Source organism: Cohnella caldifontis (assembly GCF_029360585.1).
GTDB lineage: Bacteria > Bacillota > Bacilli > Paenibacillales > Paenibacillaceae > Cohnella > Cohnella caldifontis.
On sequence record NZ_JAQZSJ010000009.1, the window covers coordinates 150,905 to 174,486 of the forward strand.

Genomic DNA, 23,582 nt, shown 5'->3' on the forward strand with positions numbered 1-23,582 from the left:
CAATCCGCGAAGGGCTGCTCAAGCAAGCGAATTTGCTCAGAAGCATTCATTAATGTGAGTGCGAACATTGGGTGCGGAAAAACATTTCATCAAGAAGAATGAAAATCCCCACGCTTGTCGGTGGGGATTCTTCACGATTTAAGGCACCTTCGAACTGCCATTATTCACTCGAGAAAAGCAGCAAGATTGGCTAGCGTAGGGTATATATCCCTAATGATAATCATAACTTATATCAAAAATTTAATATTATTCTATATACCGAAAGGAGTGTATTTAATGGGTTTCCCGCCTCAGCAACAAAGTAAACCTGGTATTGAATCATTAATGACACCCAGACCTATATTTGATAACCCCAATTACAAACCAGCCGGTAAACTTATGAATAAGATAGCTCTCATTACTGGTGGGGATAGTGGAATTGGGAGAGCTGTAGCGGTCGCCTTCGCGAAAGAGGGTGCAGACATTGCAATCTCATATCTAAATGAACACAGCGATGCCAATGAAACGAAGTTCTATGTCCAAAAGTATGGACGACGTTGCATTACCATACCAGGCGATATAGGGTATGAGCAACCTCGCCAACAAGCTGTAATGCAAACGATTCACCAATATGGTCGTATTGATATTTTGGTGAATAATGCCGGTGTGCTTTACATTAAGAGCAGTTTACTAGATATAGATTCGAATCAACGAGCAAGCACTTTTCACACAAATATTTTTTCTCAGTTCATTTTGACGAAAGCTGCCCTGCCTTACATGAATTCAGGGAGCTCCATAATAAATACAACATCTATTAGTGCCTATCTAGGAGATCAAGATTCAATTGACTACTCGGCATCAAAAGGAGCGATTGTTTCATTTACACGCTCTCTGTCATTGTCACTAGCATCGAAAGGAATTCGAGTCAATGGTGTTGCTCCAGGACCCATTTGGACTCCATTAATCCCATCTTCCTTACCCCCTGAACAGATTGCCTCTTTTGGAGATAACGTTCCCATGAAGCGAGCTGGTCAACCATTTGAAGTGGCACCTGCTTATGTATTCTTAGCCTCCGATGATGCGTCTTACATATCAGGGCAAATACTGCATGTGAATGGCGGACAAATTGTAAACGGTTAAACTCATCCAATTCAGAAGTCGCTCTTCGGACTTCCGCGGGGCGCTTCATTGTAACCTTAGGTATCTGAACCGAATATGATGGGGTGTAATAAACCCATCACAGGAGGCAATTCTAATGCATAAAGGAAATTATGGAGATTGGACGCAATATTACAGGATTCATCCGGTTATCGACCAAATTACTGCCAGTTGGTCCGAACCTCAAAAAATTGTTGTTCATAAGCTAGTCAATAAATACGGGTTACCAAACGAAACTAGTTCAAGAAGACTCATTTGGCATCATAATGGTCCGTGGAAACAAACTATCGTTTATCTTGATACTGTACCGCATAACTTCCCTACTCCCCATCTTGATTTTTTGAAACAGACCATTGATTACAAGGTGCCTATTGAACTTTTTGATAAAGTTGCACAATTTGATGGAAGTGTTTATCCTGACCGCACGAGCGGCCAAGTATCGGCGAAATGCGACAAAGAAGAAATGAATTTTCTAGCATTGAATATGGTAAATGAAATTGTTATTGGAAAGCGTACCGTGGAACAAGCAAAACGCTTTTTTGCCGAAACCGCCATAAAATTTCATCAAGGGATATCTTCACCTTATATCGAAACATTTCTTTTCCCAAAGCAAACACATACTGCCGATCCCGATGTGCGTCTTTTCTGAGCCTTCGCACCTTGAACCCGACCTTGTACTCTTTGGTGTAACTCGGTTCAATACGGGTTAAGACGTTCTACGGGATGTTTCCTTTTTTGTACATAAAAATGTTTGTCGTGTTGCTGAGAGCGTCTATATTAATTGAACCAATGATGCTTAAGAGATTCAGCTCCGGACTATAAGGCGGAAGGAATACCAGTTCAAGGCGATTCTTGTTCTCTTAAAGGAAGTTTGAAAGCAGCTTAGCATGATGAATTCGAGCATTGTCTAGCACCATTTTCTTTACCACTCCAAACCAACAACGCCACACACTCCACATGAGTGGACTGCCGATCGTTGCAATTGTTTGCTGTAGATGCATCCGTACGCCTCTGTGCTTGCGATTTACCGATTTTACAATAAAAATCCCTTCCCAACATCGAAAGATCCTGCTAGGAAGGGATGATGATAAACTACTTAAATCAAGCCTGATGTTTGCAAAAGTCTTTGAATAATGGTTGCAACCTCAGCCCTGGTGATGTATGCCTTCGGCACAAGCGCGGTGGCACCTCGTCCAGATACGAGGCCGGCCTGCACGTTGTCTGCAACGCTGCTTTGCGCCCAGCCGGATACGTTTGACGCATCTTCAAACGGACGAAGTGTTGCATCTTCCGATTGAGCGGACAGCTTTGCCTTCAGTCCGGTAATCGTCATCGCTCTGGAAAGAATCATCATGGCCTGTTCTCGAGTAATCTTGTCGTTCGGTCGGAACGTGCCGTCCTCATACCCGCTAACCAGTTCATACGCATATGCCGTGTTGATCGAGCTGCTGAACCAACTCGACGTCTTCACGTCAGAAAACACCGTTGCCCTATTTTCCAGTTTCAGTCCCAATCCGCGTACAAGGATGGCTACAAATTCTGCACGGGTGATATCGCGATCGGGACTGAACAGGCCGCCGCCCGTACCATCAATGACCATTCGTGATCCCATGTCGTTAACAGCGACTTTGGCCCAGTGGTTCTCGACATCAAGGAATTCAAGCGGATGCCAGACGATGGAGTAAGTGCTATTGGTTAAGCTGTTGATCTGAGCGTAATACTTGCCATCGATGATATCGATCTTGGTCGGTACGTGACGGAACGTTCCATCCGCCTCAACCACGATGCCTGTCGTAATTTTGTTAGGGTCAACGCCGTCCGGCAAAACCACCATGCGTTCGACATAGACGTTAAATTTCATGACTTCGACTGTTTTCCCTCCGTAGGTGCCTGCGACCGTGAAATCAAGAGCAGGCACAACAACGGAGAATTCGCCCTTCGCCTCCGCTTTCTCGACAACCTTTGCCATCGTGTCCGGCGTTTGCGCAACCGAGATTTTTAACTGAATGTCCTCCAGCTTCACGTTGCTGCCGAGCTTGCCGGCTACTTCGTCAATGTTGATTTCCTTGGCCGGCAACGTGTAGGTTCCCTTGTCTGTCTGCAGAACTAACGTCGCAGACAGATTCTCCATCTTCTTCACCATCTGGCCGTTCAGTTCGCCGACAATGACGTTGGACGCGGACTTGACGGGAATGGTGACGACTGCATTCTCGCCCTCCGCTTCCAACTTCGCCTGCAGCTTGGCCGGATCGACGACGACAGTCGTCGTCTTGACGCTGCCCGATTCCGTCGTTGTTGCTTTGCCCGCATTTTCAACCTTACCGTTAACCAGCACGTTGACTGCTTCTTCGTTCGGGCTAGTCGTTCCAGTCGATGTTTCGTTCCCAGGCGATGTTTCGTTCCCAGGCTGAGGTCTCGGCGGTTCGGCGATCACGATCGCTGCCGTTTGACCAAACTTCACGACTCGGCCTTGTGCATCTACTTCCGCGATGCCGATCTTGTCGCCGTTCGCCGCCGGGATCATGCGGTCGCTTGGTACGTTCAGGTAACCGCTAAGCGTGTCGCCGACATTCGGTACGTCTACGGTGCCGCTGCCGAATTTGAAATAGACTAGCCGATGCCCGCCGTCAACGGCAGGCGTTACCATTATCCAGGTTTTTCCGTCGTTCGCTGAGCCGCTCGGATCTGTTGCGGTTACCGTCAAGCCGCCCGCCGGAACGGCAACATTCGTCGTGAAGATCAGCGTAGTAGCCGGCCCCGCCGGAACGGAGCCGCTGGCTGCCACCCGCACTTGAACCGTGTGCTCGCCGCTTAGCTGCGGCATGTTGGTTCCGTCATATCGGACGTAAGCCCGACCGTCAACCGAGAATTCCATCGTCGTGTCCAAACCGACAATCACGTTGCTCGCATCGTCGGCACTCACATTCGGAGCCTCCGGGATGGTTGCATCCGAGTCATGGATGGTTACTTGAGCGGGAATGGAGGCAAACGACGTTTCCGTTGCGGCTACCCGCACGTAGTAAACGCCTGGCTCCAACCCAACAACGGACGTCCCCGTTGTATTCGTCCATGTTCCGGTATTCCCCTTTTTAAACTCCATTGCAAGATTTACGTTGAGAATCGAACCGTCATTCGCTCCGTTATAAGTGGCATCCGTCACTGTAATCTCGACCGGAGCTGCCGGGCGGGCCGGCAAGCTTAGCGTCTGCGCCGCGCTGTCGGTCGTCGTCGTGCCGTTGCCCGGTTTCACCACGTTCACCGTTGCGCCCAGCCAGCTATCGTGAATCGCCAATGTGCCGTCGTTGTCCGCCGTCACCGCCGTTCCGTTGATGGTGTATCCGCCGTTCGGTACCAGTCCCGTCAGTTGTTCCGCCGCGTAGTCGATCTCCGCCGCCGGCATCGTCTCCGGTGATGATCCAAACGTTGCAATCGTTACATCTTGCGATTCCGAAGCAAATGCCGAAGACGTCGCTTTGACGCGCACGTAGTACGTATCCGGCGCCAGACCCGTTACGCTCGTTCCGGTTACGTCCGTCCAACTGCCGGTCGTTCCTTTCTTGTACTCCATCGCCGACGTCACATTCGTCAGCGTCCCGTCGTTGCCATTGATGGACGTCTCGTCCGTCTTCCCTGCGGTCGGCGTCGCCGGGCGATTCGGCAGGCTCAACGCCTGCGCCGCGCTGTCGGTCGTCGTCGTGCCGTTGCCCGGCTTCACCACGTTCACCGTTGCGCCCAGCCAGCTATCGTGAATCGCCAATGTGCCGTCGTTGTCCGCCGTCACTTCCGTTCCGTTGACGGTGTAGGCGCTATTCGGCTCCAGCCCCGTCAGCTGTTCCGCCGCATAGTCGATCTCCGCCGCCGGCGTCGTCTCTGGCATCAGCGGCACAGTGACCGTAATCGTCGCCGTTCCTTTTTTACTGCTATTCACCGTTGACGTTGCCGTAATCGTATAATCGCCCAACTCTGCGTCTGCCGCAACGGTCACTTTCCCCGAGCTACTCACCGCTACTTTATTGGTACTGTCGCTGCTTGTCCATAGGACCGACGTTGCCGCTCCCCCCACCGCGTCTACCGAAGCCGTGAGCTGTTTGCTTCCGCCCTGCGCTACGCTGGAGGTGCCCGGGGTGACGGTTACGCTGTTGATTGCAGGCGCTGCGAGGACGGTAATCGCCGTCGTTCCTTTTTTGCTATGATCGACCGTCGAGGTCGCCGTGATCGTATAATCGCCAGGCGTGGCGTCCGCCGCAACGGTTACGTTTCCTGTGCTGCTCACCGCCACCTTATTGCTAGAGTCGCTGCTTGTCCACGTGACCGATTTATCCGTTCCTTCCAGCACGTCAACCAAAGTACTGAACTGCCTGCTTCCACCTTGCATAATGCTTGCCTTAACCGGGCTGACCAACACGAAGTTGACGGTAGGCAGCATGACGGTAATCGTCGCTGTTCCTATTTTGCCGTTATTGAAAGTAGATGTCGCCGTGATCGTATAATCGCCCGGCGCGGCGTCCGCCGCAACGGTTACGTTACCGGTGCCGCTCACCGCCACCTTATCGCTAGAGTCGCTGCTTGTCCACGTGACCGTCGTCGCCGCTCCGCCCTGCGCATCTACCGTAGCTTGAAGCTGCTTGCTTCCGCCTTGCGCTAAGCTAACAGGACTTGGAGTCACCGTCACGCTATTGACAGCCGGAGGCGGTAACATGGCTACCCGAACTTGATCAACCGTGCTGTTCTGCTCCTGCCACGCTACGAATATCGTATTGTTGAGCGAGGTTATGGCAGGATAAAGAGCGGTTCTCGAAGAATCCGCGATTAAACCGTTTGAGCCGACTTCTGCGCTCGTCCAGCCCGATCCGGTATACTTTTTCGCACGAATTTTAAAGACGGGCCTGCCACCGCTCCAACCGCCTGTATTTTCTGACCACACCGCATAGACTTCATGATTAACGACTGCCATTTTGACGTAGTTAGCTCGGAAAGAGGGATCTACGTTGATTCCATACTTCCCGTTGCCGTCAATGCTTGTCCAGCCGTTACCGTCGTATTTCTTTACCCGAATTTGGTCGTCCGTCGTCGAATCGGCCGGTTCATACCAAGCTATGTACAGGGCGCCATCGTCCGCGGCTAACGACGGGGAGTACGCGCTTCTCCCGCTAACCATATTTAACCCGGTAGCGCCGTCGCCGTCGATCGTCGTCCAGCTCGTGCCGTCGTACTTTTTCGCTCTGAGTTGATAAATGGTTCCGTACTGTTCCGACCATACCGCGAATAATTCATTTCCCAATACGGCCAAAGCAGGAAAAGCCGCGAGGTTTGCCAGATCTATATTTAATCCGTTTCCGTTCGGACCCTCATCGACGCTGGTCCACTTCGTGCCGTTATACATCTTGACGTAAATTTTGCCCGCTTCGCTCCACGACGCATATAGAGCATTCTTGTATTCGACCAAGGCAGGGAAGTTAGCATCCTTCGTCTCATCGAAGTTAATTCCGGTCGTGCTTTCCCCTTCGGCGCTTATCCAGCTTGAGCCGCCATTATATTTCTTGACCCGAATTTGACCGTAACTCGAGTTAACCGCTTCGACCCATGCGACATACAAATCGCCGTTGTATACCGCCATCGTCGGTCTCGTTCCCGACTTGCCCGGGTTCATGTTGATGCCGTTCGGACCGTTGCCGTCAACGCTTGTCCAGCCCTCGCCGTTATATTTCTTGACCCTAATCTGATTTGCGGTTGCTTGTTCTTGCCACGCGACATATACTTCGCCGTTCCATACGGCCATGGCTGGGTACTCCGCCCGATTGGCCGAATATACGTTAAGGCCGTTCGGTCCGTCGATCATCGACCAGCTCCCCGCTGCCGAAGCCTTGCCGCCCACGCTCGAAAGAAGCGGCATCCAGAGGATCATGGCGAGCAATAGATAGGCCGTACTTCGCATTCCATCTCTATACTTTCTCTTTCCATGACTCTTCTTCGGGATCATAACGCATCTTCCTCTCCTGATCGTCGTACTTCCTCAAGTCCCGCGTGATCGTACGGTGCCATTATAGCCGGAGCGATGTTGCAAAATTGTTGCAAACAAAAAGGAACCCGCTTCGGATTACAGGTTCCTTCATGCGATAGAGTTCAACTTGTTAAGGTGCGAAGCAACGCGGTCAGCGCATCGCCCGGCAAAGCCCCTAGCTCGGTGTGGATCAACTCGGCGTATGCTTCATAGTAGGCGGTCGCGCGTTGGGAACCGCCGGTACGATGGTGCAGCTTCAGCGCCGCTTCCCGCAAAGATTCGTCGTAAGGGTCGTGTTCGACGAGCAGATCGGCCAGCCGCAGCGCCTTGAAAGGCTCCGTCTCGGCTTTCTCGTAATACAAGAGCAGCCTTTTCCCTAGATGAAGGAAATACTGGTGATACTGCTTGCGGTAAGGCTCGCACCAGACGCCGTCGAATTCTTGGAGAAACGGTCGGCTGCAGCGGAGAACGAGTTGCTCGACGTGGTCCAGATTATCCGAATTCGGCTCGATGGTGTCCAGCACGAAATGCTCCAATTCCGATGCATCCATAGCCGGGGCTTCATCGGACGAGACCAGCCTATAGCCATTCCTGACCGAAGCTAGCGCCATGCCCGAACCGCAATCCCGTAACGTCTTATTGATTCTGCTCACAGTGCTTCGAAGGTTGATACCCGCCTTCTCTGCATGCTGGACCGGCCAGAGTGCTTCGATCAGTTCCCACTTGCTGACCTCCTTCTCACTAGGCTGCAGCAGCATATAGGCGAGCAACTCCGCGCACTTGGATGTTACCCAGCGAACGGGTTCCGGACCGCCATCCAAATACAGCGCGAACTTGCCGAATAGCGAGGCGATAGGCGATCTTTGTCCACCACTATTCACAGTGCCCCCGCGATACTGTCGTCTTATTCCGACCCGTTCCAGCGAACGCTGCAAATCTTCTTCCATCACCGGCTTCAGCAAATAGTCGAGCGCATTTACCCGGAACGCGTCGAGCGCGTATTGGTTATAGGCGGTAATGAACACGACTTCCATGTCAAGCTTGTCCGCATATACCCGCTCCGCAATCTCCAATCCGCTAAGCTCCGGCATCTCGATATCCAGAAACAGCACATCGGGCTGCAGCGCTTTAGCCATTCCGAGCGCCTCGTGAGGATTCACGCAACGGCCCAACACCTTCACTCCCGCATTCACCAGCATTCTATCGATTTGCTCCGCAACCAACAACTCGTCGTCTACGACAATGGCTCTCATCATCTACTTCACCCTCCTGCCCGTTAAGGTACGGCCGCTCCTGCGCGGGAAGGAATCAGGAACGCAATCGTTGTACCCTTGTCCTGAAAGCTCTCTATCAGCAAGCCTTGCCCGAATTCATTGATCAGCCGCTTATGTACGTTGATCAAGCCGATGCTGCCGTCCAGCCGTTCCGGCCTAAAAATTCGGTCCACCTGCTCTGCGGTCATGCCGACCCCATCGTCCTGAACGACGATCCGCAAGCCCTGCGGCTCCAACTTCGCCTGAACGACCACCGTGCCTCCCGACAGACGTTTCATTACGCCATGACGGATCGCATTTTCGACCAGAGGCTGCACAATCAACGCCGGAATCAACATCTCCGATGGGACGTCTACATTCCATTCCACGTTCAGACGTTCGCCGAAACGAGCCTTCTCCAACTCGACGTAGGATTTGGTGAGAGACAGTTCACGGTTTAAGCTAACCTTGGCATGACGGGGGTCAAGATCAAAGCTCAGCCGCAAATAGTTGCTGAATTCGCCCAGCAGCTTACCCGCCCGCGCGCCGTCTCTGTAGCATAACGAAATAATGCCGCTTAAAGCGTTATAGACAAAATGAGGCTTGATCTGCGATTGCAGAAACAGCGTCTCCATGCGAATGGCCTGCTCGACAGCTTCCTTCAATTGCAGCAACGTCTGCACCCGGGCCAGCAGTTCCTTGCCGTTGAACGGCTTTACCAGAAAATCATTGGCTCCCGCCTCAAGGCCCATTGCGATATCCGAAGGCGAATTGCGCACCGTCAGCAGCAACACGGGCAGCTTGTAGAGCGGATTCTCTTCCCGAATACGCCTGCACACTTCATACCCTGAGAGCTCGGGCATCATCACATCGAGCAGGACAAGAGACAAATCATCGCGATGCTGCTGAATCAGCTTAAGCGCATCCGCTCCATTGTACGCTACGAGAACGCGATAACGACTGGACACAAACAACTCCTGCAGCACCTTAATGTTGGAGAAATCGTCATCCACCAGCAAAATCTTCAGCTTGCCGGATTGTTCCTCCTCATGCGGCGACACCTCTTCCCCCGCCTGCGAACTTGTCTCTGGCAGCAGCTGCGGCTTCAGACCGGCTTCTGTCCTGGCGGCCCCCAGTTCCTTCTGCGTTGCCGTCGCCTCCGGCAGCCGCAGTTCGAAAACGGAACCCCTTCCCGGCTCCGACCACTGCAGTTCCAGATTACCGCCCATTTGAACCGCAAGCGCCTTCGATATTTTCAGACCCAGACCGGAAGATTGAAACGCCGAAACCGCCGGCTCTCCTCCGCCCTCGTACAGATCGTCTTTGAAAAGCCCCTGTCGCCGCTCCTCGCTCATCCCGGCGCCGGTGTCCGCAAACGTTAGACGCAGCGAGCCTTCTCTTGACTCTGCGGCCACCGCCACGCTTCCTTGTTCTGTAAATTTCAATGCATTGCCGACTAGGTTCACGAGAATTTGCTTCAGGCGGTTTTCGTCCGTGAACAGATAAAAGGTTCCCGGAGGCACCTGATTGACCAGTCTCACCTGATCGTTCCTGCGCAAAAATTTCAACGCTTCGAGCGTAGCATGCACTGTGCCGCTGACATCAAAGGGCCGATTGTGGAACGTCAGGCTGCCGCGCTGCAAGCTCTGAAAATCGATAATATCGTTCACCAGCGTAGACAGGCGGGTCGCCTGGGCAATGATGAAGCTCAGATTCTCACGATGCCGCTGCGCCATCTCTCCGCCGCTCCGGTCGATAACCACCTGCGCCAGATTGATAATGCCGTGCAGCGGCGTCTTGAACTCGTGGGATGTGTGGATAAGAAACTCGTCTTTCTGGCGATCATACGCAATGAGCTGCTCAGCCAATCGCTCGTTCCGCAAGTACGCCTCTCGAACCCGGTCCGACATGAGGAACGATTGCGACAGAACGAGAAGCAGCGGCGATACGATCATATAATACGGGTTGTCCAACGCCAACTGATAACGTGTCTGGGCATACGCCCAACTGATGATAAGGAAAAATAAACCCAACAAAATGTAGTAAACTTGAACCCCGCTATTCCGATAACGGAATAGCCAATAAATAATGAAAGCAAAAGCGGCGATTTCCAAGACGATTCCGAGCCAAAGAAAATCAACTAAATATTCGTTTGGAATGCCAACCAATAAAGCCAGATAAATATAGGAAACCCGGCATAGCCACTTATATCCCAAGTTTCCCTTATGGCCCAGATATAGATAAACATAGAGGACAAACGACAAGACAGAAACGTAAGGCAGGATAAAGAGCATTTTCTGCAAGAATAGAAAAGACATAGCCGGGAACAGGTTCGCCATGACGATCTCGTTGTCGATGCTGAAGAACAACCCCAGTGACAAGCAGAACAAACTAAAAAAGGCGAGATAGGGCTCTTTCCTCCATTCCTTGAACATACCTGCGAAATAAATCCCGAATACCAGCATCGTGGTGATGACGATCATATCCGCCAAGCGGGCATTATCGCGCCTGGCCAATACATCATCCGTTAAACCGAATTCCGGCGCATGCACCAATCCGCCTTCCAAGTAACGGTAACTGGCAATCTGAATGATGATGTCAATGGTATCGGTATCCGCTTTGATCGTACCGAAAAACGGTAGGTTGCTAGGTACAAATCGATCCGCCGACAAATCTGGTTTTCCGGTACCGCCGAGGTCGGATCCGTTCATATAGATGTGGCTGGACATGCGAATCTTTTTGCCTCTAAGGCTATATAAATCCAGATCGCTAACCTCAATGCGCAAACGATACGTACCCGCACCATACCCATTGCCGGAGGAAACGACATCGTCCCAGCCTCCGGGAACACGAACGATTCGGCGCTCCACTTCCAGTTCCTTGCCACTGCTGTGGAAATCCTGCGGAGTTAGCAGTTTGTTTTCATAAAACTCCCACTCTCCACGCAACGGTATAATCCCTTGCTTCTCAAAATTCCATTGTCTAGTGTCCAAAACCCCGTCTCTCGCTTCCGGGTATTGAAACGTAGGATTTAACCATTCAAAGATGAATAGCGTTGTAACGACGATGAAGACAACAATCATGCCGATTAGTACCGTCAATTGTTTTCTCATTGTACCCTGTTCCCGTTTCGTCTTCATATCCGCCCCCATTAATCTATCGCTTAATTCGACAAAATATGACTTTATCCCTTCTTCCAGAGCGTAGTATTGAATGAATCCAGAATATGAGTACCACGAGGAGCTGATACTTGCTTTCGTCTTTATGAATCCAAACATAAAAAAGTCCAAGTAATATACACCTTGGACGAATGAAAAAACATAATTTAATATAAGCGAATCTGCCAGACCTCAGTTTCGAACCGTCAATATGACCGACTCCACATGCCCCGTATGCGGGCATACATCCCATTATTATGGCTTCTGTTATAGTCACATACAATCGCGTAAATTCAATGATCTAACATACTCTTTGTTATCTATTCTCTTACTTTACTGTACCTTACCACTAATATTTGCGGCAGTTTTACGGCAAGAACCCCTCGCTATCTTTCCATCATCTCATGGCTTAATCTTCTAACTGGTCCAATTTGCTTTTCAAACATTAAATCCCAAATATCCAGACATTCTTGAGCTATGCCCTTTAACTCAGGTCTCGTATCTCCAGAAGTCTCATCGTATAATCCAATCACCAGTTTAGAAATTTCATCTTGTATTCCCCATGCGCCCTCGTATTTCTTAGTGTCATTCTGGAGTAAATGCTGGCTCATAGATAATATTATATCTTTGTATTCAACTACCGATTTTGCTTCTTCTTCTAGGTAGTGCACAAATGCATGCAACGTTCTACGACTCAAATCCGAACTCATTATTTCTATCAAAAATTCTTTATCTCTCTTCAAATCTATTAGATTATCATAAAATAATCTAGAAATCGGCATTTCTAAATCTAGTGTGCTTGTTTTAAATTTACGTATAATATTTTTAGCTAATGTATTATATTCTTCCTTATTAAAATATAACATGACCATATATAGAATCTCTTCAGCTTGCAATTTGCTCATAATATCCACATTTGTAATTTCATTTACAAATTCATTTTTAAGAATGAACATTTCCGACAAACAATGTGCTCCACGCTTTATCAATTCCTCATCTTCAGAATCGTAGCATTGCTTAATAATTTTTAATATGCGTTGACGATACTGAGGGTATAATAAAAAAAACATATTTTTTGTATCATGATATCCAGCTAGTCGATAATCTTGTTCATAGAGATAAAGAATCTTTTCAGTTGCCCAATCACGATCAATATTATATGAAGGCCATAACGCAAATAAGCTTGCCAATTTTACTGCCGGATTTTCGTCCAATGCTAATTTTTCAATTGTATTTTTAAACTGTTCAAAAAGATCACTGTCTCTCCATAATAATTGCGCTATTGCTTGGGACGCTCTGCCTCTTACACAATTCAACGCGTTGCTTTGTAACATATCAAAGCTACGCATTTCTTTATCTTCATTACTGGTCACATTCGGATTACCAATCTCTGGATTTTTGTGTTTAATCGCAATGTCCTTAAGAATATCCAATATCTCCTGTGACCATCCCGCCTCCCCGCATTCTTCAATAATCGTACAGATTGAACTTGCCCTATATGAAATAAAATCAAACGAAAATTTCAAAATCATTGCTTCTAATAGTTTTACCGGCACATTCTTCAAATGTTTACTATGAGCTACTCCACTAAATAATGAATCAATATATATATCCGATATCGTATCATTACACGAAAGCATCAACTCTATCATTCTTTCAGGTTCTTCGGAAACAGCACTACTAAAGGTACTTGAAAAAGATTCAATCGAACTTTCTACAAATCCTCCAGGCACTTCTTTCCAACGGGAAGCATGCTTCTTCCTAAGTTTATTATTAGTCAATATATCTATCCATTTTTTATTACTGAGCTTTTTCCCCGCAACAGGGGAACTTATAAATCCACTGTGTCCGTTTGAATATTTATATAAAATAGCTTCGTTTGAAAATCTGCGCCTTAACACACGCACCAAATCTTTGGCCTTTTCACTAAGTCGATTATATGGCAACACTTCTAGAATTTCTTTTTGTAAATCTCCCCAAAAACTCCAATAAACGATGTAACCATTATTTTCCCGGTTAAATTCAATTCTACGTTGATATCGTTCTTTAGCTCGTGGCGATACGTAACCAATAACCGTTTTTTCTAGCACATCAAAAATAGCTGAGCCACAGTGTTCGGAATGTCTTGCTAAAACTTGTTTGGCAAGTAACAATTCATCGCCATTACCACTCGTTCTTTCAAATATGTTTTTGTCAAAATCACTACATAAATATTCAACAATAGCATCACTATAGGAAGTTGGCAATTTACACATTGCATCTAATATAATCTCGTTATACAAATCATTGCCTGTCCCCATGTATTCTCTATACCGTTCCCAGAATATTTCTGGATTCAGGGCAATTACAGCTGCATTCGCCTTCTTTATAATCTGAATGCATGCCCTTTCAAGACCTCTTTTGTGCGCGTATCTACCAGACCAATCGCTATATGACAACATTTCGTCTTTTTCAGTTGGAATATACCGTAGTAATAACTCTATCACCTCAGTACCGTTTTTAATTAAAATCTCAGAATCTTCTTGCAAAAATTCCTCTTCATATTTATAAATTGATCCAGATTGTCTATTCAGCCTATTTTCCAATAAAAAAGCAAACACTCTCATTGTTCTCATTTCACAATTTTTAAGCATTTTCTTGAAATCCAGATAGTTATCAGCCATTTGCGGATACTGATGATAAAATTTCATTCGCAATTCAAACATCTCATCGGTATCTTGATTGATATCATGTAGAAAACATCGCGAAAAGTTATTATCATCTTCTTGCGATTGAAATGCATACTTTTCTATAAATGCAACATCTTTTATTTCAAACTTTGAGGATATACTGATAATCAGATTAAATACGATTTCTTTCTTCTCCGTACTTTCAAACCATTTATCTAAAACACCGCTGTCCCTAAGCAATTTAATATACTGTGGTTTGGAATATATAACATTATTGATTATATGAGAACCATAATTCTCATCTTCACAGCTTTCAATTATGTAGTTCTGTATATTCTCGTCCAAATCTTCCAACTGATTTAATAATTCGAAAAAGACAAACTTCACACTATATCTTATTTGCTCAGATGCCAGCATTTTTTGACCTGCATTAAGAAAATCCTCGCTATCAAACTCAATTAAATTCTGTAACAGCATCTGAACTTGGTATCTTCTTCCGGGGGTTTGCTTTTCCTTATCTCCAATAACTTCTAATATATTTCCGGTTTCATAATATTGTTTCAGCATCATTTCGGCTATAAAGCAATCTAATATCGATTGATGAGCAAATGAGATTCTGTTTCCTTGTATTACAAGGAAACCATTTGAAGATAAAAAATCTAGGCTCGATCTGTTAATACTTAATAAATTCAATGGAATAGATATTCGACCTAATTTATCAAAATAACTAATAATTTTCTTCTTAGTTTCATTCAGATCTCCCTCACTCAGTCCGAATTCAAAACATTTTCTTTCTAATTGTCTCCACCATTCCGAAACCAGATGATTTGCAGTCGAACATTCATTATATTCTTTATTGGCGTCTAAATGTTTCCAGATGTATAGATTACTTGGAATTCGCAATATTTCCTTCAATTTGCCTGTTAAGGCTTCATAACGGTTCCCAATAACAATTTTCACCGTCTCATCATTCAATTCATTAATTTGAATCTTATTCCACTGTACAACTGCTCTTTTCTTATCATCATTCTTAAACAAGGATTTAATATTATTATCATTCTCCAAGTCATACGTTCTACATACAAAAACTACGGATATCTTATATTCCCTTTCCAAATTCAGTCTTTCTACCTGATCTATAATTTGAGCACATACTAATAAAGCATCCCTTGAGTGTGCTTGCGTCCAGCGTAATGCATCTAATTGATCTAGAATAATTACAGCACTTTCAGTCTTAGACACACTGTGAACACAATGAACAATAGAAGTGGGCAGACCCAAGTCTTCTCCCCACTTTTGTGCAGTTCCACTCGGAATGCGCTTATCCAATTTGATCGCTATATACGGTATGGCACTTTCTCGACAATAGTTAATAATATCCTCTGTACAACCGCTTTTTCCTCTTCCAGCTTTCCCGTGTATTAACAGGGACTCTCCTAAACCTAGTACTTTTCTACACAAGGAAAATTCGTTTCTATCAATCAGTTCATTATTTACTGGAATAAACACAGATCTATATTCTCGATTCAACTCTTCCAATCTAGGAACAATACGTCTATCAGTAGAAAGATTTTTTAATCTAATCTCTTTTTCACTAAATAACTGATGCACGACAGATTGGGTAATATGTTTCCCTAAGATATCTCCGTCTATAACCCAAGTAACCATTGTTTCATATATGTTTTCTTCATCGCCAAGCAATAGATAATTTATTTTAGATAAGATTAATTCTTTTAATTCGCTATCTGGAATCTGGCGATATGATATCTTTTTCAAAAGAGAAATGCATTTTATTAGATCAGCTTCTTCCTCGGGGTTTATATCCATTGATTTACAAAAGTTACTGAAGAAATCTTTTAGTTCCCTACTAGCATTAAGTATTTGATTATGATAAAAATTTTGAGGAATGTTATTAGTATTCTTTGCTCTAGTGATTAGATCTTCTAATAGTGTAAAAGCTAACGGGGATACTAATGCAACTGTGTTTGACTCATCCCTCTCTAACTGAAACTTCCAATTTGCAAAGATTCCTCTTGCATTAGCTGTGCCGTAATCCCAATACTCCTTACTTGCATTTCTCCCTTTACATTGCTGAGCTTCCCTGATGCCATTCTTTTTACCAATCCAGATATCAACTCCTCGCTCGTCATCTCCAAGAGCTTCCAAAGTAATATAATCTAGCTTCTCGTCCAATACTTCAAGGATCTGATAGATTGTCCATCTAATTTCAAATCTATTCCCACTCTTATCTGCTCTTCCCCCTAATTCGTACGGCATACTCATCCTCCCTCATCCGCACATTAGTAACCATGTGTTACTGAGTTTTATTCGATCTTTTCCAACAAATTTCCTCCCAAAGTAAAAAAGAAAACACCCATCTGTTCAACCAGGTGTTTTCTAAAATTAGTAAATGCGGCTTCAAAACTATTCTCTCACTAACAACACACAGCACACTTCATGTGTTGTTCTCGGAATAGGAAGGCACTCTCCCCCTTTCACTTCGCAAGGACTTTTTTTGCTTATGCATCTTGCTTTGGATGCTGTTATGAAAGCCGGTCTTATAGACGAAGGTCAGTCTGTACGGCTCGGGACTTTCCTGATTGGAGTTCTCCCCAATAATCACTTTATCAACGATGCTTTCGAATACGTTTCGGTCGAATGCGGTCAGAACCTCATTTGTTTGAAGCACTTTGCGGAAATGCTCAAGCCGCTTTCCCAAATCAATTTCATCTTGTGCGGATTGCTCCAGTTGTTCCTTTTCTTCGAGCAGTTTAGTGAGCGAAGTATCGAGTTCCACATACTTCTGTTCGTAGGTAGCCCTGTCTATTTTCTCATCCAGGCACAAATCAATCAGCCTGCAACGTTTTTGCTCCATGGCCTGAATCTCGCTGTTAATTTTGTTCAGTCGCTTTTGATTATTCTGGTCGCTAAACACCGATTCCATTCTTTTCATAAGCTCGTCCAGCACGTCCGAATTATTGCGGCACACCAATTTATACGATTCGACAAAAGCACCCTCAATCAGCTTTTCCTCCAAGGCTTTACTGTGAGGGCAGTATTTCTTCCCCTTTTTCGTGGCTGTCACGCACTGCCAAATCACCTTCTCGTGCGGGGTTCCGCTGTGCCAGTTCCGCCGCGAGAGATTGCTTCCGCAGAAAGCACATTCCAACTTGCTGCTGAAAGCAAATTTTCTGCTGTACTTGTCCCGCTTGCCTTTTGCGCCGCGGCGACGATTCTCGCCTCTTCGATGCAATATGTCCTGCGCCTTCTCAAATACTTCCTCGCTGACAATCGGCTCATGATGATTTTTGACATAAAACTGATCTTCCTCGCCGTAATTATCCAACCTTCTCTTGGAAATGGGATCGACGGTAAATGTCTTTCCTTGCAGCAAATCGCCTTTGTACTTCTCATTCTTTATGATACCAAGAACGGTTGTGTCCTGCCATTCGCCCCTTCCGTACTTGGTCTTATGTCCCGCCTCAGTCAGTTCCTTGGCAATAACGTAAGCGCCGATCCCCGATGTATATCGTTCAAAAATATAGCGGACGATTTCGGCTTCTTCTTGATTAACGGTGATCTGTTTCGTATTCACATCGTAATCATAGCCCAAACAACTTTGAAAGCCCACCAGTTCGCCGCGCTTCATTTTCATCTTCAAACCTTTTTTTACGTTGGCGGAGATGTTCTCCACTTCCTGCTGCGCTACGGAGCTTAAGATGACGAGCAACAATTCGCCGTCCATCGTCAGCGTATTGATATTCTCATCTTCAAAAAGTACGGCGATGTTCTTTTCCTTCAACATCCGGACGTATTTCAACGTGTCCAGCGTATTTCTTGCAAACCTGGAGATAGACTTGGTGATGATCATATCAATTTTCCCGTCCATACAATCGTTAATCATGCGCTGAAAATCCTCGCGCTTCGCTACCTGAGTACCGGTTATGGCTTCATCTGCATAAATATCAACCAGTACCCAGTCGCTTCGTTTGCTAACGAGATCGGTGTAATAGGCGACTTGCGACTTGTAGCTGCTCAATTGCTCCTCGGTGTCGGTACTTACGCGGGCATATGGGGCGACGCGAAGAACATCCGGTAACTTTCCGGCGTTGCGATCGGATATTTTCCTACTTGCTTTAATTACTTCTACTTCGAGAGCCATGATGTTGTCCTCCATTCTTATTTACTTGCCATCAGTTTAATAAGAGATGGGCGGACCGACAAATGTGCGAATCAAGAAGTAAGGTCCGAAATGATGCCGTAATCCCGCATCGTTTTGTTCTTTATCAAATGAAATTCGTTTTCGGTAATCAAAGATAATGCCAGCAATTGTTTTATCATAGCGATTTGCATACTGTACCGGACGAGTTTATGGTTCATAGCTACCTCCCAATCATTTTTAAAAACAGAAAAGCAGAGATGCGCAACAAAACAAAACCTTATACGCGCATCTCTGTCTCCGCCTCTGTTTTGGTTGCTTCTTTTACATTAACCTTATCCGGCGGACAGTGGTTAGCCGTCCTCATAGGCTTCAAACCTCTTCCAGGATCGCTGCAAGCCGCCCCCATTGCGCTGAGCTGTGGCTGGACGGAAGTATCATTATCCCTCCGCATGGGTCTTCGCCATAAATGGCACCACTATTTATTTATTGCATGGGCAAAATCGCTCGCAGTTTACCGCTTCTGATTTCAAGGCATGCAGAAATAAGAATCGGCAGACTGGTCGTGGCGCGCCTGCAATTTGGCTATCCTTCCAGGCCATGCGGGGAACGTACCGGATAAGATTGTATTCAGTTTTCAAGGAGCATTGAGGGGTTGAATAATGTCCCTCTAATATTCATTTCATTTTTAGGGTAAAATCGGAACTGCTTGCCCAAAAACTCCCCTCCGAGGCTTTCTTTTTTCGATACAATCAAATGCCTAATTAAATGTAATGAATTGAAGCTTTTGTTGATCGATTTGCGAAATATTATCACCGGCTCCTTATAACTCGTTCCAAATAAAGATTGACTTGAACGGGAATTTCAACTAATATAAATTACATGTTCATAAGGCGATGGAGTTCGCCATAAACCGCCGGTAACGGCTAATGACTCCTACCAGAATTCTTATTCTGGTAGGAGTTTGTCTTTTTATATGAATAGTTGGAAAGGAGGGGTCGATTTGATTTATGTGTATCTCGGTGTCGGCGGAACGCTCGGCGCTATTAGCCGCTATTCACTTGGCATTTGGATAGGAGAACGTTTTGGACATGCATTTCCGGTTCACACGCTAACGATTAATTTATTGGGTTGTTTCTTGCTTTCTCTCTTCTATACGCTGACCACGACAAGATTTTTGGTACATCCGCACTTCCGCTCTTCTTTCGGAACAGGATTTGTTGGGTCGTTCACTACGTTTTCGACCTTTAGTTATGACAATGTAACATTGCTTCAATCAGCACATTATGGATTAGCATTGCTCTACATTGCAGCAAGCCTGCTCGGCGGTTACCTGTTCACAAGCTTAGGTATACGCCTGGGTAACTATGAGAAAGGCAGAATCCAGCAGGAAAGTGAGTAAACGTTAATGGATATTTTATGGATAGGCATTGGTGGGTTTATTGGGGCGATTAGCCGATTTGCTGTCGTGGATGCGTTTAGTCGACGATCAATATCATCGATTCCTTTCGAAACGTTGACTGTAAACCTGGCAGGCTCCTTTTTACTCGACATTTTGTATGGGCTGACTTTGAATTTACATCTTACCGCCCTTATAGGAACGGGCTTCTTAGGAGCCTTTACAACTTTTTCTACATTCCAGTACGAAATTGTACAGATCCGCCGACTATATAAATGGCGCTCTATTGTCTCTTATGTGTCTATCAGTGTGATTTCTGGAATTGCTTTCTGCGCATTAGGTTATGTATTCGGGCATTTGTGGACCTAGACGAACATCAGGAGGATTGCCGCTATGAATTATGCTGTGTTTCAATTCATTAACGATTTGTCAGGACATCTTGTTTGGCTCGATTCGATTATGGTTCTTGTAAGCAAATACGGTTTGGAGTTATTTGCTATATGGCTCGGATTCGTGTGGATACTTGGCGATGATCGAAGGAGACATATTGATGTGCAGTCGGGGTTCTCCGGGATACTGGCTTTGTTTCTGAATTATGTGATCGTTTGTAAGCCATTCGGTTCATTTACTGTTCCCTCACGCAGCGGATGAGCCCGGCTGAACGAATTGATTCCCTCCAAGCCGCTCATGGTCTATTGCCAAGTCGATTATCGCGGCAACGTGGCTACTCGAATCTTAAGACAGCATGGGTTTGACGCAGCTAACCTGATCGGCGGCTATAAATCCTTCGAGATCGCCTCCTTCCGCCCATCGGCATCGGAGTAAAAAGTGAGGCTGATGCAGAAAGAACCCTGCATGACAGAGTTCTTTCTGCATATTGACGTATTATTTGCTTTTATCGACGCAAGCAATGAGTTTCTCGATATCCCTTGCAATCGCCATGAGATTGTCGTTTTCCACCAGGCCGGTCAGGGCCGTAGGTTTTGGGAGGCCAATCCGGGTTTTCCCCTTCTCCTCATAAACCGCGATCTTGCAAGGAAGGAAATAGCCGACTAAGGAATTTTCAGATAACACGCGTTTGGCTTCGACGGGGTTGCAGACCTCCAGGATGTGAAAAGTTTGGTTGAAATCCACTCCCTTCTCCTGAAGTTTAGCCTTCATATCCAACTGCCAAAGCACGCCGAACTTTTCTTCCTTTAGGGCTTCCGTCAATTTCTCAATGGCTTGTTCCGGCGTTTTCTCCGTTTCAACCGTGCAATGAAATGTCATTTTAATGTCCTCCCTTGTCATGCTTTCCGGGCAATCACGGCATATTGGACATCTGTCGGCCTAATGACCTCCATAATCGAAAATCCATGCCGCTCCATGGATTGTTTCAATGCATCCGCGCTGATGCGATGATGGAGAGGAGGCCCTTGGAGCGTCTCTTTCTTCTCCCATTCAAGACATAGACAAATACCGCCAGATTTCAGGACGCGTTACATTTCTGCAACGGCCCGATCGACGGTTTCTGCTTCATGGAGCACAAGGGATGCGAGCACCCGATCCACAGCTTCCTTTTCCAGCGGAATGTTCTCCAATTGTCCTTGAAGGGTCTGAATATGGTTCAGTTCTCGTTCTTCAGCCTTGCTGCGGATGATATCCAGCATTCGCGGTTCGATATCGAGTGCGAATACGATACCGCTCGTTCGCTCCGCAGCCGGAAGCGTAAAATAACCGGTGCCAGCCCCCAAGTCCAGAAGCGAAAAAGGATCACGTACATCGAGTTTATCAAGCAGCGGCTCCGGAGGACTGGCTGCTCTGCGTTCAGGACTCTCCAATTTCGCCATATGTTCAACCTTCGATCATGCAGGGTCTCTTCTCCTTAGCAGTTCCATCCGTACTCTCCAGATAATGATTACCAATACGATTAAGGATTAACCCTCCCGTTCATCGCTTCGACACCGGGCCTGTCCAAGCACTGATACCACCACGCAAGTGAGCCAGCCGGGTAAAACCGTTCTTCATCAGAATCCGCGCTGCACTTTTGCTTCTCATGCCGCTTCGGCAATAGAGCAACAGATCCCGATCCTTGGGGATTTCGCCAAGCCGGCGATTCAACTGGGACAAAGGGATATTCTTCGCCCCTTGGATATGTCCTCCCTTGAACTCTCCCGGTTCGCGAACGTCAATAAGAACCGTTTGCTTGGACCCCTCAAGCTCTTGTTTGAAATTTGCCGCACTAAGCGTCTTTAGCCCTTTCGTCGGACCGAATCGGAAATAAAAGAATACGAGTACCAGAAAGACGAGAATGATATTTACCCAAATGTCACTGTTCAACTAAAAAGGCCTCCTTTCGCCTTGGCTTTTATGCGCATCCTTTGCCTTCTCCGGTATATAACTTCCGGAAGCCGCGTCGTCTTAGGATTCGCGCGGCGGATCTTCGCTCGTAATCGCCATCCGCGATGATGAGAACGGAATCCTCCGGCGACAACTCCTTCTTCCAAAGCACCGGTAGACGGCCTAAAGATATGTTAATGGAGCCATTCACGTGGCATGCTTCATAGTCCATGGCATCGCGAACGTCCAACAGTTTCATTTCAGAATTCCGGTCGATGGCTTCTTTCCATGATTGGGGATCCACCCAATTCAGCCCTTTGGCCGGCCAAATTCGGCGGAGTCCCCATGAAGCCAGAACAAGAACGACCAGAGCAAACACGATCGCCAACGTTCCTCCTCCTTTATTCGTTTAATCCCGAACCAGTTCGTCTGTCCAATTATTGAGTCCGCCCGTCATGTTAACGACGTTGTATCCTTGTTCGCTGAGCAGTTCGCATGCGAGCCCGCTCCGGTTGCCGCTTCTGCAAATGACGATGGTTTCGCGCTTGGGGTCCAGTTCATTGCGACGTTCGCCCAGTTGACCGAGGGGAATATGTTTGGCTCCGGCCACGTGTCCTTCCGCCCATTCCGCCGGTTCGCGTACATCCTGCGTTTTATCGGCTCTTTACCAGAAGCTCCACAGCTTCTTTAACCATCTTTCCCGTATCGTTACCGGCGGCCTGTTCCGCCAGAATGCATTGCTGCAGATTCTCCGCAACGATCTGAGCGATAGCCTTGTCCGATGCGTTGCGAACAGCGGACAACTGTGCAACGACTTCTTTGCAGCTCTTCCCTTCCTCCATCAGACGCAGCACCCCGCGAACTTGTCCTTCGATTCTGCGCAGCCGGGTTTTGATTTCGTCCGTGTATTCGTAGTTCATGTTCAACATCTCCTTATACGTGTATGGGTATATTATAAAGAAAAAAATAGTAAGATCATACACGCTTGTTCAAATGAATAAGTTTACTTTTCCGTTCGCGGCGTCACCCAGATATGCGGCTACTCCTGCATACTCCAGACCATCGATCAATTCTTCCTGTTTCAGACCGAGCAAGTCCATCGTCATCGTACAGGCGACTAACTTCACGCCTTGTTCTTGAGCCAGTTCAATCAGCTCGGGCAACGACAATGCTTTGTGCTTTTTCATCACATAATTGATCATCTGGGGTCCCAGGCCGCCGAAGTTCATTTTCGACAAGCCCAACTTCTTCGCGCCTCGCGGCATCATCCATCCGAAAGCTTTTTCAAGCAAGCCTTTGTTCGTTTTGATCGGTTCGTCGCGGCGAAGCGCGTTTAATCCCCAGAACGTGAAGAAGATCGTCACTTCGTGATCATACGCCGCAGCTCCGTTCGCAATGATGAATGCCGCAATGGCTTTATCCAAATCGCCGCTGAAAAGCACGATTGTTGTTTTATTTTTTGCCATTTCCAACGTCACCTACCTTCT

Annotated in this window: 17 protein-coding genes, 2 pseudogenes and 1 riboswitch; of the genes and pseudogenes, 6 read left to right on the forward strand and 13 right to left on the reverse strand. The window is 46.7% G+C overall.

Translation table 11 applies throughout. The features are described from left to right. Positions 1 to 276 precede the first annotated feature (276 nt). On the forward strand, positions 277 to 1,119 hold the full coding sequence (locus PTZ19_RS14515) for an SDR family oxidoreductase (protein ID WP_276355732.1): 843 nt from the start codon (positions 277 to 279) through the stop codon (positions 1,117 to 1,119). A gap of 115 nt (positions 1,120 to 1,234) precedes the next feature. Further along, positions 1,235 to 1,786, forward strand: a complete 552-nt coding sequence (locus PTZ19_RS14520) for a hypothetical protein (protein WP_276355735.1) — start codon at positions 1,235 to 1,237, stop codon at positions 1,784 to 1,786. A 148-nt stretch (positions 1,787 to 1,934) separates the two neighbouring features. On the opposite strand, the pseudogene PTZ19_RS14525 reads toward PTZ19_RS14520, so the two are convergent. The 6 genes and pseudogenes from PTZ19_RS14525 to PTZ19_RS14550 all read right to left on the reverse strand — a co-directional run. After that, positions 1,935 to 2,054 (reverse strand): annotated as a pseudogene (locus PTZ19_RS14525) (transposase); the annotation flags it as partial. A 179-nt stretch (positions 2,055 to 2,233) separates the two neighbouring features. Next, complete coding sequence (locus PTZ19_RS14530; RefSeq protein WP_276355736.1) at positions 2,234 to 7,117, reverse strand: S-layer homology domain-containing protein; 4,884 nt, start codon at positions 7,115 to 7,117, stop codon at positions 2,234 to 2,236. A 143-nt stretch (positions 7,118 to 7,260) separates the two neighbouring features. Then, the gene (locus PTZ19_RS14535) at positions 7,261 to 8,394 is read right to left on the reverse strand and encodes a response regulator (protein ID WP_276355739.1); all 1,134 of its coding nucleotides are present in this window, start codon (positions 8,392 to 8,394) and stop codon (positions 7,261 to 7,263) included. Between the two features lie 20 nt (positions 8,395 to 8,414). After that, entirely contained in the window at positions 8,415 to 11,504 is a 3,090-nt protein-coding gene (locus tag PTZ19_RS14540) for an ATP-binding protein (RefSeq protein WP_276355741.1), read from the reverse strand. A gap of 431 nt (positions 11,505 to 11,935) precedes the next feature. After that, a complete protein-coding gene (locus tag PTZ19_RS14545; protein WP_276355744.1) occupies positions 11,936 to 16,495 on the reverse strand; it encodes a hypothetical protein in 4,560 nt (1,519 codons plus the stop codon). A gap of 178 nt (positions 16,496 to 16,673) precedes the next feature. After that, positions 16,674 to 18,380 (reverse strand): recombinase family protein, encoded by a 1,707-nt coding sequence (locus PTZ19_RS14550; RefSeq protein WP_276355746.1) that lies wholly within the window; start codon positions 18,378 to 18,380, stop codon positions 16,674 to 16,676. 209 nt (positions 18,381 to 18,589) lie between these two features. Between PTZ19_RS14550 and PTZ19_RS14555 the strand changes: the two genes are divergently transcribed. From PTZ19_RS14555 to PTZ19_RS25310, 4 genes are all read left to right on the forward strand, one after another. After that, positions 18,590 to 18,904 (forward strand): hypothetical protein, encoded by a 315-nt coding sequence (locus PTZ19_RS14555; protein ID WP_248929864.1) that lies wholly within the window; start codon positions 18,590 to 18,592, stop codon positions 18,902 to 18,904. A gap of 356 nt (positions 18,905 to 19,260) precedes the next feature. Further along, positions 19,261 to 19,323: riboswitch (Fluoride riboswitch) on the forward strand. Positions 19,324 to 19,353: 30 nt separating this feature from the next. Next, a complete protein-coding gene (gene crcB / locus PTZ19_RS14560; protein WP_276355749.1) occupies positions 19,354 to 19,779 on the forward strand; it encodes a fluoride efflux transporter CrcB in 426 nt (141 codons plus the stop codon). A gap of 6 nt (positions 19,780 to 19,785) precedes the next feature. Then, positions 19,786 to 20,145 (forward strand): fluoride efflux transporter FluC, encoded by a 360-nt coding sequence (locus PTZ19_RS25415; RefSeq protein WP_248929865.1) that lies wholly within the window; start codon positions 19,786 to 19,788, stop codon positions 20,143 to 20,145. A gap of 297 nt (positions 20,146 to 20,442) precedes the next feature. After that, entirely contained in the window at positions 20,443 to 20,601 is a 159-nt protein-coding gene (locus tag PTZ19_RS25310) for a rhodanese-like domain-containing protein (protein ID WP_339329331.1), read from the forward strand. Between the two features lie 60 nt (positions 20,602 to 20,661). Here the strand turns inward: PTZ19_RS25310 and PTZ19_RS14565 are convergent, their stop codons facing one another. From PTZ19_RS14565 to PTZ19_RS14590, 7 genes and pseudogenes are all read right to left on the reverse strand, one after another. Continuing rightward, complete coding sequence (locus tag PTZ19_RS14565) at positions 20,662 to 21,045, reverse strand: DUF302 domain-containing protein (protein WP_276355752.1); 384 nt, start codon at positions 21,043 to 21,045, stop codon at positions 20,662 to 20,664. A 209-nt stretch (positions 21,046 to 21,254) separates the two neighbouring features. Further along, positions 21,255 to 21,605, reverse strand: a complete 351-nt coding sequence (locus PTZ19_RS14570) for a class I SAM-dependent methyltransferase (RefSeq protein ID WP_276355754.1) — start codon at positions 21,603 to 21,605, stop codon at positions 21,255 to 21,257. 100 nt (positions 21,606 to 21,705) lie between these two features. Then, positions 21,706 to 22,095, reverse strand: a complete 390-nt coding sequence (locus PTZ19_RS14575) for a rhodanese-like domain-containing protein (RefSeq protein ID WP_248929869.1) — start codon at positions 22,093 to 22,095, stop codon at positions 21,706 to 21,708. Between the two features lie 28 nt (positions 22,096 to 22,123). Beyond that, positions 22,124 to 22,474 carry a rhodanese-like domain-containing protein gene (locus PTZ19_RS25420; protein ID WP_248931092.1) on the reverse strand — a complete coding sequence of 117 codons (351 nt, stop codon included), beginning with the start codon at positions 22,472 to 22,474 and terminating at the stop codon, positions 22,124 to 22,126. A gap of 30 nt (positions 22,475 to 22,504) precedes the next feature. Next, a pseudogene (locus PTZ19_RS14580) lies at positions 22,505 to 22,756 on the reverse strand (rhodanese-like domain-containing protein); the annotation flags it as partial. Beyond that, positions 22,749 to 23,015, reverse strand: a complete 267-nt coding sequence (locus tag PTZ19_RS14585) for a metal-sensitive transcriptional regulator (protein ID WP_080835020.1) — start codon at positions 23,013 to 23,015, stop codon at positions 22,749 to 22,751. The pseudogene PTZ19_RS14580 and the gene PTZ19_RS14585, both read right to left, overlap by 8 nt. Before the next feature lie 69 nt (positions 23,016 to 23,084). Continuing rightward, positions 23,085 to 23,561: a DsrE/DsrF/DrsH-like family protein gene (locus tag PTZ19_RS14590; RefSeq protein WP_248929870.1), complete on the reverse strand. Its 477-nt coding sequence runs from the start codon at positions 23,559 to 23,561 to the stop codon at positions 23,085 to 23,087. Between the last annotated feature and the right edge of the window lie 21 nt (positions 23,562 to 23,582).